This is a genomic window from Paenibacillus sp. FSL H8-0315 (assembly GCF_038005365.1).
GTDB classification, from domain to species: domain Bacteria; phylum Bacillota; class Bacilli; order Paenibacillales; family Paenibacillaceae; genus Paenibacillus_AQ; species Paenibacillus_AQ odorifer.
On sequence record NZ_JBBOTA010000001.1, the window covers coordinates 5,705,819 to 5,720,848 of the forward strand.

General features: G+C 47.8%; 10 protein-coding genes. All 10 read left to right on the forward strand.

What is annotated here, in order from left to right:
- The first annotated feature begins 129 nt into the window (after nt 1-129).
- The gene (locus MHB56_RS24710) at nt 130-1,194 is read left to right on the forward strand and encodes an SGNH/GDSL hydrolase family protein (protein ID WP_076280258.1); all 1,065 of its coding nucleotides are present in this window, start codon (nt 130-132) and stop codon (nt 1,192-1,194) included.
- A 16-nt stretch (nt 1,195-1,210) separates the two neighbouring features.
- Nucleotides 1,211-2,764, forward strand: a complete 1,554-nt coding sequence (locus MHB56_RS24715; protein WP_341144108.1) for an extracellular solute-binding protein — start codon at nt 1,211-1,213, stop codon at nt 2,762-2,764.
- 74 nt (nt 2,765-2,838) lie between these two features.
- Nucleotides 2,839-7,092: an alpha/beta hydrolase fold domain-containing protein gene (locus tag MHB56_RS24720; protein WP_341144109.1), complete on the forward strand. Its 4,254-nt coding sequence runs from the start codon at nt 2,839-2,841 to the stop codon at nt 7,090-7,092.
- Nucleotides 7,093-7,195: 103 nt separating this feature from the next.
- Nucleotides 7,196-7,402 (forward strand): tautomerase family protein, encoded by a 207-nt coding sequence (locus MHB56_RS24725; protein WP_076130129.1) that lies wholly within the window; start codon nt 7,196-7,198, stop codon nt 7,400-7,402.
- On the forward strand, nt 7,392-8,348 hold the full coding sequence (locus tag MHB56_RS24730) for an ABC transporter permease (protein WP_076130130.1): 957 nt from the start codon (nt 7,392-7,394) through the stop codon (nt 8,346-8,348). Before MHB56_RS24725 ends, MHB56_RS24730 begins: the two co-directional genes overlap by 11 nt.
- A gap of 21 nt (nt 8,349-8,369) precedes the next feature.
- Entirely contained in the window at nt 8,370-9,254 is an 885-nt protein-coding gene (locus tag MHB56_RS24735; protein WP_341144110.1) for a carbohydrate ABC transporter permease, read from the forward strand.
- 64 nt (nt 9,255-9,318) lie between these two features.
- Nucleotides 9,319-10,350: a response regulator transcription factor gene (locus MHB56_RS24740; RefSeq protein WP_076186675.1), complete on the forward strand. Its 1,032-nt coding sequence runs from the start codon at nt 9,319-9,321 to the stop codon at nt 10,348-10,350.
- Nucleotides 10,350-12,146, forward strand: a complete 1,797-nt coding sequence (locus MHB56_RS24745) for a sensor histidine kinase (protein ID WP_076130133.1) — start codon at nt 10,350-10,352, stop codon at nt 12,144-12,146. The genes MHB56_RS24740 and MHB56_RS24745 overlap by 1 nt, the downstream gene beginning before the upstream one ends.
- A gap of 47 nt (nt 12,147-12,193) precedes the next feature.
- Complete coding sequence (locus tag MHB56_RS24750; protein ID WP_341144111.1) at nt 12,194-12,955, forward strand: SDR family NAD(P)-dependent oxidoreductase; 762 nt, start codon at nt 12,194-12,196, stop codon at nt 12,953-12,955.
- The gene (locus MHB56_RS24755) at nt 12,952-15,030 is read left to right on the forward strand and encodes a heparinase II/III domain-containing protein (protein ID WP_076309096.1); all 2,079 of its coding nucleotides are present in this window, start codon (nt 12,952-12,954) and stop codon (nt 15,028-15,030) included. The genes MHB56_RS24750 and MHB56_RS24755 overlap by 4 nt, the downstream gene beginning before the upstream one ends.

Genomic DNA, 15,030 nt, shown 5'->3' on the forward strand with positions numbered 1-15,030 from the left:
GACTCATATATGACTCATAATAAACATAAAAACTTGTTGACTATGCTTTTGTTGTTATTATATGATGCAATAGAAGTCAGGTATGAGTTAACGCGAACTCGATTTTATTAAGGTGGTGTAGCTGCAAAGATGGAAAAGGAAGGCGTTTATTTTCACAATGTTTCGGAGCTGGTTCATAAACCCTATCAATCTGGATTGCATCTCCAGCGTTTTCCACAGCATGTGCGCAATGGCTTGTCAGAGAAAGGAAGAACCAAAGCTATACAATCGAACGGCTGCGAATTGCGGTTTGTCACCGAATCCAAGCATGTTAGGGTCACTGTCGGATCGAATGATAGTAACGGCCGCGTTGTGGTATGCAGAGGGGATTTTTTTCATTCTCAGCATTTTCTGCAGGCGGGTACGGTAACCACTCTGCACTTGGAGGAGCCGGAACGTTTTACAGAGGTATCAAGTAAGCGGCTGAATCAGTCTGGATTTTCCTCTAACGTATGGCGTTTGCATTTTGATCGTTTCGGAGCTGTTTACTACGATGTGGATGCTTTTGGTTGTGAAGTACGTGCGCCTAGACCGGAAGAGGTACCGAAGCTTACGATGCTCGCCTATGGATCTTCCATCAGCCAGAGCGCGGGATCCACGCATCATTTCAATGGTTACTTACAGCAGACAGCGCGCAGACTTGGTGTGGATGTGCTAAATCTTGCGCTTAGCGGATCTTGTTATTGCGAGGACGTAGTTGCCGATCATCTGGCTGAACGTGAGGATTGGGATTTTCTGTTTCTGGAACTTGGTGTCAATATGCGTGCTGTAGTGTCTCCCGAGGAATTCAAGCGTAGAGTGTCTTACATGCTGGACCGGGTTATCAAAAATCATCCTGACAAACCTGTGTTCGTTACTACGATTTATCCGAATCGTGCAACGTATTTTCTTGATACAGGCCATCTTCTTCATGTCCAAGAGGCGGTTTTTAACGAAGTGCTGCTTCGTTACTGTGAGAGCAATAAACATCCACAACTACATCTGCTGGATGGCGCATCAGTCATGCGCGATCTAACCTCGCTGACCTCCGATCTTATTCATCCTTCCGATTATGGACACACGCTAATGAGCGAGCATTTAGCAAAGCTGTTGCGGCCCATGATCGAACCCCTCCGAACTTCTAGTCATTCTACCGAAGTGTCCCCAATTTTATAATAGGGAGTTGATGGAAATGAAGCGTTGGATGCTTACCATGGTGGGAGTTTCATTATTAGCCGTCTCTATGAATGGATGTTCCTCTTCTAATAAGGGGGGAGAAGAACAAGCAGGGGAGAGTCCGGAAAAAACCACTGTTTTCTCCATATCGTTCCGGAGCGGAAACATTTCGTATGCAGACAATCATCCGAATATCAATGATGACAAATGGGTCAAAAAGCTGGAGGAACTTACAAATACAGATCTTAACATCCGTTTGATGCAGCAGAAAAATTTTGATTCGCAAATGATTCAAATGTTCGCGATCAACGACATTCCGGATGTCGTGCAAGCAAGCTCTGGGCTGACGAACCCTCAGTTGGCAGGTTCCGTGGAGGCCGGAGTATTCATGCCCCTAAATGAATTGCTTGAGCAGTATGGGCAGTATCTTCTCAAGAAAGTCCCGAAGGAGGCATGGGAGAAGGAGACCGATGCGAAAGGTAATATCTATGCGATTCCGGAATGGCTGTCCAATCCGTCACGCCGTGCAACTTGGATTCGTGCGGATCTTTTGGAACAAACAGGGCTGCCAGAGCCTAAAACAGTAGATGACTTCCTGAATGTCATGCGTGCTTTTAAGAAGCTGGGTGTGGAGAATCCTTATATGGGCCGGGAGGACTTTGTATATTCGGATATGTTCTTCGGATCTTACGATACCTTTGCTAATTTCTTTATGAAACAAGGGGATCAAATTGTCCCGAAATTTATGAATATCGAAAATATGCAAAAGACGATCCAAACGTACAAGACAATGTTCGACGAAGGACTGATCAACAAGGAATTCGTCACAATTAATCCCACGAAATTTAAGAACGATATTCTTGCAGGCAAGGCGGGCATCTGGAACATGAATGCGAACCTGTTGATCCAATGGGATCAGCAGCTAAGAGAACAGGTGCCTACTGGTAAAATGAAGCTGATCGCCTCGCCCACAGGGCCAGACGGTAAGGGGGGACTTCGTCTTGTCGGTACGGTGCCGCGAGCGTATTTAATTAACAAGAATGCGAAAGACCCTGCCGGGATCGTCAAGTTTTTCAACTGGATGGTTAGTGACGAAGCGGAGAAGTTTTTTACCTTCGGAATTGAAGGGGAAAACTACACTGTAGAGAACGGAAATATTAACTATAACAGACCGAAAACAGCTGATGAAGTTGATGAAGAAACGTTCCGTCAAATCCTGCTGTGGTTCGTACAGGATACTACCTACAATAAAGGTGCGCTTAGTCTCACACCCGAAGGAAAAGATTTGATGAAGCTCTACGACACAGTACTTGCGAATGAGGGACGCGACGGGATTCAATTTGAACCGCAAGTAAAAGGCTATCAGAAAAACCCGGACATCACCCCAGGTGGAGATAAATTGCCACCAGTTATATTGACGCATGTGATCAATATGGTATACGGAAAAAAGCCGATTTCCGACTATCCGAAGGTGGTGGAGGAATGGCTGCAGAAAGGGGGAAGTGACGTCGTCAAGGAAGCAACAGAACGTTATAACAATAACGACGGTGTGATTTTGTCCCGACATTAATAAGCTGCATCTCACAAGAGGTTTGAACTCCATAATGCTTGTGATTACCTATACCATGTCAAGGAGGAATTTATTTGAGAAACGGACTATATAGGAAAGCTTTTCGAGTGGGCATTAGAGTACTGTTGTCTTTGGCTTTGTTATATTCGCCTTTGGAAATGCAAGCGCTTACTGAAGTTTATGCAGACGGAATAACCGATGACTATGTTACGCTCTACGAGGAAAACTTCGATGACCCTGACAATTTTGGATCTACCGGTGGTATTGCCATTCTGGGGCCTTGGCTGCAGGAAGGCGAAGGAAACAGTATGGCGAAAACTTCGGTTTCGTCCACGGCCCCGTCCGTACCGAATCTGGTGAAAATCGATGGCAAGGATGCATTGGCGCTGCCAGTGAATTCGACGGGGTACCGCAATCTTCAATTGAGTTATTATACACGGGCATCCTCCTACATCGGAGGAAGCGTCATCGTAGAATGGTCAAGTGACGGAGGGATAAATTGGACAACGCTGGAGGAATTTAAGCTGCCCCCAGGAACGCTGGAACAAAAGAACAGTGAGCCGAACCAACTCAAAGTCCAAAACTTGGGCAGCGGAGCTGACAACAACCCGAACGTCAAAATCCGGGTTCGTGTGGGGGAGCTTATGAGCGCGAATATGTACATCGATAGTGTCGCCCTCAAAGCTCAAGCGATTCCCGGAATACCACCCGCAGAGACACCGGTGCCAATCCCTACACCGGCTGAACCTAAGCCGTTTGTGGTTCCTGAAGGCGTTAAGCTGTATGAAGATGTGCGGATTGGGAATGCTGGAACGCGGCCGATTTATACTTCGATTGCCGTACCCAAGATCCTGCCTCAAGCACCCGTGCCAGTGATGGTATACATTCATGGCGGAGGTTGGAATCACGGAGACCGGAAGCAAGCCCTTGCCAGTATCTGCAACTATGTAACCAAGCGAGGATATATCGGAGTATCGCTGGATTACCGCTTAACCCCGGAAGCGCCATTCCCGGCGCAAATTCAGGATGTGAAGCTTGCTATTCGTTACTTGCGCGCGCATGCGGCAGAATACCATCTGGACCCGAGTCGGATCGGTGTATGGGGTTCGTCGTCAGGGGGGCATCTGGCCTCACTGCTTGGTACGACTGGGAACATTAAGTCAGGCGAGACAATCACATTGGATACAGGACATACCGTAAATGTTCCGGATTTGGCTGGGAATGGCGGTTGGCAGCAATATTCTGATCAAGTGCAAGCCGTTGTCGATCTCTACGGTCCAGCGGATTTTACAACAAACTTCGCTAATAGCTATAAATCTGTGAAAGCGCTTTTAGGCGGGAACGACGCGTTCTCTGTGCCAGACCAGGCAAGGTTGGCCATGCCTGGCACTTATGCGTCACCGGACGATCCGCCTTTTTTCATCCGCCATGGGGATGTGGATGCAACGATCCCATACACGGACAGCATTACGTTCTCCAATCAATTGAAGGATGCAGGCGTGAAAGTGGTCGATGTCAAAATTGTACCTAAACAAGGTCACGGTTTTATAGGCGAAGCGGCTGAGCAAGCAAGCGCCGAGGCTTGGGCTTTTATGGATCAATATGTAAAGAATCGAATGGCAACAACACCTGATGATGAGGTTGTATACCGCGATCTAGCCAGTCTGGCACCGAGCGACGATGCAGTCATCGACAGCAGCAAGCCCACTGTAAACTTCAATAGCGCGACGAGCAGCAGCAATGGATTGTTCAGTATTTCTTCTGGCGCCGAGAACAAGAAATATGTGTATTTTAAATTTGATGTCTCTTCATATAGCAATCCTGCAAACAGGTACATTTTTAATGTTGCTGCCAAAAAGGGTTCATCCAATGCGGACCTCGAACTTTCGTTATTCGGCCTAAAGGATACAAATTGGACTGAATCGGAGCTGACTTGGAGCAATGCGCCTGTCACGGATCTGACCATTGCTTCGTTAAGTGGGAAATTTACCGTAACGGCAGACAAATCAAGAGCTCCACAGGTTTACAGCATCGATGTGTCCGAGTTTGTCAGAGAAAGATTGTCCGCATCGGGCGGTAATATCGCTTTTCTGCTTGGTGATGCGGCAAGCACTGGAATTTCCCTCAATGTCTATTCGAAAGAAGCTAATGGCAACAGCAACCCCCGTCCACAGCTTGTTGTTCAAGAAGCGGTTGCACCTTCAAGCGACCATGAGAAACCTTCCTGGCCGGATGGAAGTTCTCTGAAAGCTGTCAATATAGGTACAGAGTTCATTCAACTTTCATGGCCGGCCGCCAGCGATAATCAAGGTATCGGCTCCTATCGCGTATACCGGGATAACACCCTGTTATCCAATGTTACCGGTGCAACGTATACAGCCGTTGGGCTTAGCCCTAGCACGGCGTACAGCTTTAAGGTTGAAGCGGTGGATCAGTCGGGCAATACATCCGTACCGCTTTCTTTTACGCGGTCAACGCTTACAGAACCCATCATTCCTTACGCGATTGCAAACGTGACAGCCAGCGACAGCGATGGCAATATCGCAACGAATACCATCGATAATAACTTGTTCACCCGTTGGTCCGCCGCAGGTAACAGCCCGTGGATCCAATACGATTTAGGCGAACGGAAGCAGATCAGTTATTTAGGTATTGCCGTTTATAAAGGTGACACGCGTACGGCTCAATTGAGTATCGAAACTTCAAATGACGGTTTGGCTTGGACTACCATATGGACTGGTGCAAGCATGTACAGAACCATAGAGATGCAACCTTTTGATTTTCCTGACACAGAAGCCAGATATGTGCGTATCGTAGGTCTTGGGAATTCTGATGGCAGCGCGTTTACAAGTTTATCGGAGATAAACATCTATGCGCCGTTCGCAAATGGCGATACACCTGTAGCCAGCATCCCGAACTACACGCCTAATCCACCCCGGGAACCGATCCCATTCAAAGCTCCCGGATTAACCGAAGCTGATGGTACGGTGCATCCGGTTCATTCCTCACCTACAACCACTGGGCGCATCTTGAACGTGCTGGACTATAATGCTGATCTCGCCGATAACGACACAGATGACGGTATTGCTATACAAGCTGCCATAAACAGTGCTGAGTCCGGCGATGAGGTCTATTTGCCGTCTGGGGTTTATAATCTGAACTCAACATTGGATACCCTTGTCAATTTGAAGCTCAAGTCAGGAGTAAACCTTCGCGGTGAGGATCAATCAACAACCATCCTCAAGACATCTCTCAATAAGGTAAAAAACAGCGCCCTGATGAAAGTATCCGGACAGCATGATCTGTCCATATCTAATCTCACATTGACTTCTACCTGGAACGGTGTCTACACGACGGACCATAAAGTGAACAACCCGGACGCCGGTGGTCCCGACAGCATGATTATCATCGCAAATTTTGGTGAGGTTCCGTCATACAACATCACGGTTGATGGGGTTACTGTAGAGAAGTATTCACGTATGGGTGTGCGTATCGACAACAGCCGTGATATTGTCGTACGCCGCAGCACGTTCCGAAATGCGACAGATGTAGGTCCGGGCGGTGCTGGCTATGGTGTGTCGATTCAAGGCATGGCCAAGCAGGATCGCAACGGGTATGAGAACGACACGGTTTGGAATGTTGTGGAGGACTCCCATTTCGAAGGCCCTTATTTGCGGCATGGGGCGCTGATCCAATTTGTTGCCCATAACAATGTCCTGCGAAACAATCAGTTTATGAATACAAAGCTGGATGCCATCGATCTGCATGGAGAACTCGAATATTTGAACGAGATATACGGCAATGTGATTATTGACATTCCCTACGGTGCGGCGATCGGGCTGGGAAACACCGGGGGTACAGCACCCAGCAATCACAGTAAGTCAGGACCGCACAACTATATCCATGACAATACGATTCGTAATACAAGAGAAGGAATCAATGTAACTATGGGCACCCCGGATACAGTCATTGAGCGAAATGTGATTGAGAATACAACGCATATAGAGGACGCCAAGGGCATTCAGATTTTGAACGGGCCAGGTACTATCATTAAGGAAAATATCATTCGCAACAACACCGCGTCGAATTATTGGGCTGTATCCCTTGAGCATGATCCCGGCGACAGCAAAGCAAATGATATCGGAGCGGGCGACCCGCAGGACGTTCAATTGATCGAAAATTCGCTGATTGGCAATACGAACGGTATTCGACTTCTTGCTGGAAAAGGGATCATCCTGCAGGGGAATCTTATTGACAGTATAAGTTGCAATTATTTCAAAAATGATCATGTAGTAGTAGAGGGTTGGCCGTTACCGATTATACCCTAAAGAAAACACAAGCTCACTCATAGAAACTCCATATTGCAAGCGCTTTATTGTAGGTAGAATGAGGTTAGATTCATTCACTATTTAAGGAAATGGAGGAAAGCCGATGCCACATATTGAGATTAGGATGTACGAAGGCCGAACGAGTGAGCAGAAGGAGGAGATAGTCACCGTATTCACGCGGGAGTTATCCCGAATTATTGAACGGGAGGAACGATTTATTACCGTCGAATTTCAAGAAATTCCCCTGGATGAGAATGCTCCGGCGAACCTGCTGAAAACAGGACCTATAGGAAACGGTTATGAAAGCTAAGTTAACTGGGGTTGACCTTATTAACTACAAAGCCGACACGAAAAGGTCCTTGCTTTTAAACATGTGGAAATTCAGAGCACTCTATGTGATTGCGATTCCCGGGATCTTGTATTTTATTATTTTCAAGTACTTGCCGTTGGCTGGTTCAGTTATTGCGTTTCAGAACTACAATATTTTTAAAGGCTTTACAGGCAGTGAATGGGTGGGACTCGAGCACTTTAGGACGATGTTCCAATACCAGGATTTCGGAAGAATCTTGAGCAATACAATTCTGCTAGGCTTGTATGATCTTATATTCGCCTTTCCGGCTCCAATATTGCTTGCGCTTCTGCTGAATGAAATTCGGCTTGTGTTTTACAAACGGTTTTTGCAAACGGTGGTTTATATGCCCCATTTCCTATCTTGGGTAATTGTCAGCGGTATCGCCTTGGGTATCCTCTCCCCAGGAACAGGGATTGTGAATCAGGCTTTACAAGCTTTCGGCTTTGAACCGATTTATTTTCTTGGTGAAAATTCATACATTCGCACGATTTTGATCAGTTCCGGCATTTGGAGGGATTCCGGGTACGGTACGATCATTTATCTGGCCGCGTTGGCAGGAATAAACCCAGATCTTTATGAGGCTGCTGAAGTAGACGGAGCCGGGCGCTGGAAACAAACCTTAGCCATTACACTGCCGTCTCTGATACCGACGATTATGATTTTGTTCCTTCTCCATATCGGGAGATTTCTTGATCTTGGCTTCGAGCGGGTATGGGTATTCCTGAACGCGCTTAATACCGGGAACGGGGAGATTCTGGACACTTATATCTATAAGGCGGGGCTGCTGTCTCAGCAATACAGCTATACAACAGCAGTGGGGCTATTCAAGTCGGTAGTTGGACTCATTCTGGTGCTCATCGGCAACATTTTGAGCAAAAAAACAACCGGTGAATCGCTGTATTAATCGCTCTTTATGGAGGTAGGGATGATGAGAGTACGCTATACTCGCGGCCAGAATCTATTTAATGTGTTCAATCTTTTGTTTCTGACCGCTCTCGCTTTGGCTATGTTTCTGCCGTTTCTGAATGTGATTGCCCAGTCCTTTAGCAGCTCTGAAGCAATTATTAATGGCAGGGTAGGCTTGCTGCCAAAGGAATTTACCGCGATCAATTATCAGTACGTTTTCAGCGATCATTCCATTTGGCGGGCGTTCGGTGTTTCCGTCTATATTACGGTACTGGGCACCGCCATTAATCTGATTGCGACAGCTTCTCTCGCTTATCCGGTGTCGCGGCCGGAATTCGTAGGACGTAAATACATCGTCATGATGGTATTGTTCACTATGGTATTCAGTGCCCCTCTTATTCCAAACTTTATCCTGATCAAAAATTTGGGGCTTATGAACTCCTTATGGGCACTTATGATTCCGGGGGCCATCAGCGCATTTAACTTTTTCGTGATGAGAAGCTTCTTTATGCAGCTGCCTCAGGAGCTGATAGATTCCTCCAGAATCGATGGGTGTGGCGAGCTGCGGATCATAGTCAATATGATACTGCCGTTGTCCAAACCGGTAATGGCCTCATTGGGGATTTTTTACGCCGTCGGGCACTGGAATACGTACATGAGCGCTCTGTATTATATCAACAAGCCGTCATTATGGCCTCTGCAGGTGATGTTGAAGAAGCTCTTCGAGACGGACGATATCAGCATTGATCCGGCTTCCTCAGTTTATAGCTCTTTGGCCCACACCTCACCTGAGGGCATCAAAATGGCTGTTATCATTGTCGCTACTATTCCGATTATCATGATTTATCCGTTTCTTCAACGCCATTTCGTTAAAGGAATGATGGTCGGATCCGTCAAATCCTGATCTATCATAGTGTGGTAGAATAGGAACGCGTTAAGCGAGACGAATCGGAAGGTGGTATCCATGGATGAGATGTGTATTAATCGTAGACGACGAGCCCATGATTCGAAAGGGACTTTCTATCATGATCCAGCAATGCGGCGAGCATCCGTATAACATTAAGCTGGCCCAGAATGGCGAGGAGGCCATCCAGCTCATTATGGAGGAGCAGCCGGATTTTCTTTTTACAGATATCCGTATGCCCAAGGTAGACGGACTGGAGCTGTGCCGGCGGCTGTCGGAGATGGAGACGGATATTCAGACTGTTGTCATCTCGGGTTATGGGGATTTTGAATACGCCCGCCAATGCGTGTCCTATGGAGTGAAAGAATATCTCCTGAAACCCGTGAGCAAAGGGAACCTTCAAAATGTGATCGCCAAACTGGAAGCGCATAGAGAGAAGTTAGAGAGTTTTGTCTCTGTCGCTAAGCTCGATGAATGGGTCGTGCGTATGGATGATGCCATCTGGACCTTGGATAAAGAAAGGCTGTACCTTGTACTGAAGGAATGGGAAACTGACTTCCTCCAGCGTAAGATGAGCCGAATTCAGCAAAAAGAGCTTCTGGAAGAGGGCTATGCTTTACTCGTGAAGAAGCTGCTTGTCAATTCAGTTACACCCGGTAAAAGCGTGTTAGACTTGTCCGCAGCAGCTGGACCTGAGCAGTTATTTCACTGCTTCGCAGAAGCGTCAGCAGCTATATTGGAAGAGCTTCGTAGAAAGCGCAAGGGTAAAGCGAAGGATCCGATAGAGGAAGCTAAAGCATTTATTGAAAAGCATCTCGCCCAGGAAGTATCGCTGGAAGAAGTGGCGGAAGTGCTTGGGCTAAATGCCTCTTATTTCAGCCAGATGTTTAAGCACTCAACAGGAGAGACCTTTGTACATTACCGCATAAAACGCAGGATGGAGAAGGCCAAAAGATTACTTGCCGATGCAAGCTATCGGATCACCGATATTTCCTATGAAGTCGGGTATGCAGACCATCCTCATTTTACGAAGACGTTCAAAAAGTTCACCGGGCTGGCTCCTTCTGAGTACCGCAACCAGCTGGGGATCGATTGATGAGAAAGAGTCTGTCGAACAAGCTGTTTGCCTCCTTTCTGACCGTCATTCTTCTATCCTTGTCCATGGTTGGATTTATCTCTTATTTTCAGGCTTCGGCTGAGCTGGATAAGTCTTCTGAGAAGTCCATTGCTCAAGTCATCAGAAGTGCGTCTTATCAAACGGATCTGTATTTGCAAAATTATGAAAAGGCTAGCGATTCCATCCTGTCCTACAATCAAGTCAAGGAGTTCTTGGATATGGACCCGGAGGATAGCTTCTCCTACTATCAATATACGAATGACATTCAGAAGTATTTGTTTCGTTCTTTGTTTATTCTGTATCCCCAGATTAATCTGATGTACGTCATCGGTGAACACGGCAAGGCCATTAGCGATGATAACTCCTATCAGGCACATAGCCTGCAGTTTCATCCTCAGGAACGCTACCGTTTCTTAAGCGAACATACGCCGGAGAGCGGCCGCATCACCATTCTCAACACGAATGTGATGAATGAAGGGGATAAGAACATTATTACGATGGTCCGCCGAATCAGAGGGGTCTCTTCCTATCGTCCCAAAGGTATAGTCGCCATTGAATTTAAGGCTGAGGATCTGGCCCGTATATGGGAACCTCTTGATCTGGGACAGGGCGGGTCCTATTTTATCATGGACGAATTCGGCAAGCTCCTTTACCGGGCGGAAGGGAATAATAACCACCCTGGGTTATCTGCTGAGCACATTCAGAACGTATTTCAACACCCAAATGACTCTGTGGTGGAAAAAGTAGACGGGAAAGAGTATTTGTTCGTGTCGAGAAAATCCGAATATTCCAAATGGCAGCTTGTAGTATCCATACCCGTTGGTGAGCTGCGCAAGCCTATTTCTACCATTCGTACGACCACGCTGGTGGTGGGAGTTCTCACGCTTGTCGGCACACTGCTCCTTGCAGCCTGGTTCGGACGATCCATCACGAAGCCCATCCTGATTCTTAAGGAGGGCATGAGGGAGACGGAAAAAGGCAAGTGGCGCAGGCTTGAGATGAACGGCCGTCAGGATGAACTGGGGGGATTGATGCGCAGCTACAATCTCATGGTGACCCGGCTGTCCGAAATGATTGAGCGGGTATACGAAGCGGAGCTTACCACCCAGAAGGAGGCTCTGGAGCGTCATCAAGCTGAATTCCAGGCACTCCAGCTGCAGATTAATCCGCACTATCTATATAACACATTAGAGACTATCAAATGTTATGCGGTCGTTCAGGATTCGGATGAAATCACAGAAATAGTGGAGGCCATGGCATTCATGCTTCGCTACTCCATCCAAACTAATCTGGAGGAAATTACGATTGCCAATGAGCTTAATCATGTACTGAGCTACATGACGATTCTCAAGCACCGGATCGGCAGGGAGTTCGAAATTGACGTAGTGATTCCGCCGACGCTGCTACTGGCTAAGATGGTCAGGCTTACACTTCAGCCCTTGATCGAAAATATTTTTCAGCATGCGTTTCCCGAGGGAATTGAAGACAAGCACTATATTAGAATCGACGCCAGAAAAGAGGGAGATCGTTTTCTAGTTCTTGTAGAGGATAACGGCGCAGGGATGTCCCGCGAACGGCTTGATAAGCTTCGTGAGAAGCTGAATCTGAATCAGCTGGCGGATACGGAAGGAGACTCCCTCTATCATAGAGGTGGAATCGGGCTCATGAACGTGCACCGGAGAATTCAAATGGTGTTCGGTGAACAATACGGATTAAGTGTCGAAAGCGTGGAGAATGAGGGAACCCGGTTGATCTTATCCATGCCTGCGGAGTGAGGAAAAAGATGTTTTCAGAAAAAGTTACTATTAGGAGGAAATAGGCAATGAAAATTGATTTGACTGGTAAAATTGCGCTTGTTACAGGGTCCAATGCAGGGATAGGCCGACAAATCTTGGAGACTTTGGCTGCTTCCGGCGCCAAAGTGGCGGTAAACTATTTGTTCGGTTTTGCGGAGGATACGGTGGACGCGATCCGTCAGGCTGGAGGAGAAGCTTATGCTTTTCAGGCAGACGCAACAAGTCCTGGTCAACTGGACAATATGGTGAAGGAAATTGAGGAGCATTTCGGCGGAACCATCGATATTCTCGTTAACAATGCAGGCGGCATGATCAATCGGGTTCCCAATACTGAAATGAACGAAGAGCATTACAACAAGGTGATGGACGTCAATTTTAAATCATGCGTGTTTGCCTGCAAAGCCGTATCCGCAGGGATGATTGCCAAGAAAAGCGGTAAAATCATTAATGTATCTTCCCTTGCGGCCCATGACGGCGGCGGACCGGGGGCTTCCATTTATGCAGCGGGCAAAGCTGCGGTATGGTCTTATACCAAGGGACTTGCCAAAGAGCTGAGTCCTCACGGGATTAATGTAAACGCTATCTCTCCCGGATTTATCGGTCAGACCGCTTTCCATTCTACCTTTACTGCGGATGCGGCAAGACAGGCAACGATTGCGAAGATTCCGCTGGGCCGGGAAGGTGCTCCACAGGATGTGAGCAATGTGGCACTCTTCCTCGCTTCAGAGCTGTCGGATTATCTGACAGGCGAAATTATTGAAATTAACGGAGGCTTGTTCATGCGATGATGAACCTTAAGGAGAAAGCAGATACTTTTTCCTGGGTTGGTCTTGAGGTGGATAAATTGAAAATGGAGCTGGATCCCTTCCGGAGAGAAGAGATTCTGCTCCCGACAGAACCTGGTGGCTGGTGGCACCAATATGTATGTCCCCAGCATCATACTGAGCTAATCTTCGATGTTATGGAGCAAGATGCGGTTGTCTTTTCTTGCCCGAAGGGCTGCAAGCTTGAAGGTGAACCCTACCGGGGAGCGTGGCTGGTATACCGGCATCAGGCAATGGCGCGATACGCCCTGCAATCTGCTGTGGTATTCGCCGCAGACGGAGAAGAATTCTACAGCAGCTTAGCCCGGAAGATTCTTGTCGGTTATGCGGAGCAGTTTCCTTTGTATCCGGTTCATCCCGATGCTCAACCCTGGATGCTTAGTGGCCGTGCCTTTCATCAGGCGCTGACAGAGGCTATCTGGTCCACTACGCTTATTCGGGCCTATCTGCTGCTTGTGGATCATGGAGTAACGTTCACTGGGGAGGAAGAGGTAAAGCTGCAAGTGTTCTTCACGATGCTGGAGGAGAGTATGGAGCAATACCGCCACATCCTCATTTACGAGAAGAAGAATGCAGAGAACAATTATACCGCATGGCTGAATGCTAGCCTGGCTTGTGTATATGCCGCCAAAGGTACCAGAGAAAAGCTTGCTTCTTTGCTGGAGGGAGAAGGCGGATTCTATCATCATCTGTCCATTGGCGTGAAGCCAGATGGTTTTGAATTTGAAGGCAGCACGTACTACCATATTTTTGTATTGCGGGCTTATCTCATAGCAGCCGAGATGTACGGGCGCTTCGGGATTGACCTCTATGCTGCCAAAGGAGAACAGGGACAATCCATCCGTGGCATGTTTCAGTTGCTGGCAGAGCTTAGCGGCGATAACGGGGAGCTTCCAGCCGTGCATGATGGTCCTTATGCGCGCGTTCCTTTCGCCCGAGAAATTGCTGAAGTATTTGAAATAGGTATTGCGGTTTACAAAGACCCGAGTCTCCAGCCAATACTGGCGAATGCTTATAGATATCTATACGGGCAGGAATTAAGGACTGGTCTGGAGGCAGTGCTGTATGGAGCAGGTGAGAGTAAGGAGCTTCAGACCAGTTACAGGGTGAGAGACTCTGTCCTACTGCCGGATTCCGGATTCGCCGTGCTCCGCCACCCGGGCAATCCGCTGTCCGTGCTGGCGGATTTCGGAGAGCATGGCGGATCACATGGACATTTCGACAAGCTTCATATCACGATTATGCACCGATGGGGCGAGGTTGCTCCCGAACTGGGTATGGTTCCTTATGGATCTGTTTTGCGCAAGGAATGGTATTCCGAAACTGCGAGCCATAACACGGTCACCATCGGAGGTCGTTCCCAAGCTCCACATACCGGAAGCTGCTGTCAATTTCGCCAGGAAGGCAACGCTACGTACTTATGGATTCGTTCAGACGGCGCCTATGAAGGAGCTGTTCTAGAGCGGCATCTTGTATTGGCCGACGGTTGGCTGCTGGATTGGTTTCATGTTGAGCAAGTAACGGAGCGGAGTCAGGAAGTAGACTTATGGTTTCATCCGACGGGACATTTGCTGTTACCGTTCGACCCTCACCGTGTCCAGAAGGATTCTCCGGCAGTCCTTGGACTGGAAGCGGGTTATGGCTCAGTAGAAGTACTGTCCGCAATGAAAAATGAGACGGACTGTCCGTTAAATACGGAGTGGAATATCCGTTATGATGGAGTGAGCACCTGCCGGGAGTATGAAGTATCCACGAGTACTCTACTGGCGCCCGGCTCCACTATGTATGAAATCCGCACACCGGGTAATGCCGAAGACCCGAGTAGATTGCTACGAGGCATTATGCTTCGGCACAAAGGCCCGTCGGTTGATTTTATTACGGTTTATCGGGACGGTCACGAACCTGCTGCACTGAAGCTAGTCAGTCAGGTGGGCGAACCGCCCCAAATCCAAATAGCAACAACTGGGCAAGCAGTGGTGTATTGCCTTGACCCTAAAGCGGGACTGATTCAGGAAAAGTCCCGGAATACGGAGGAGTAG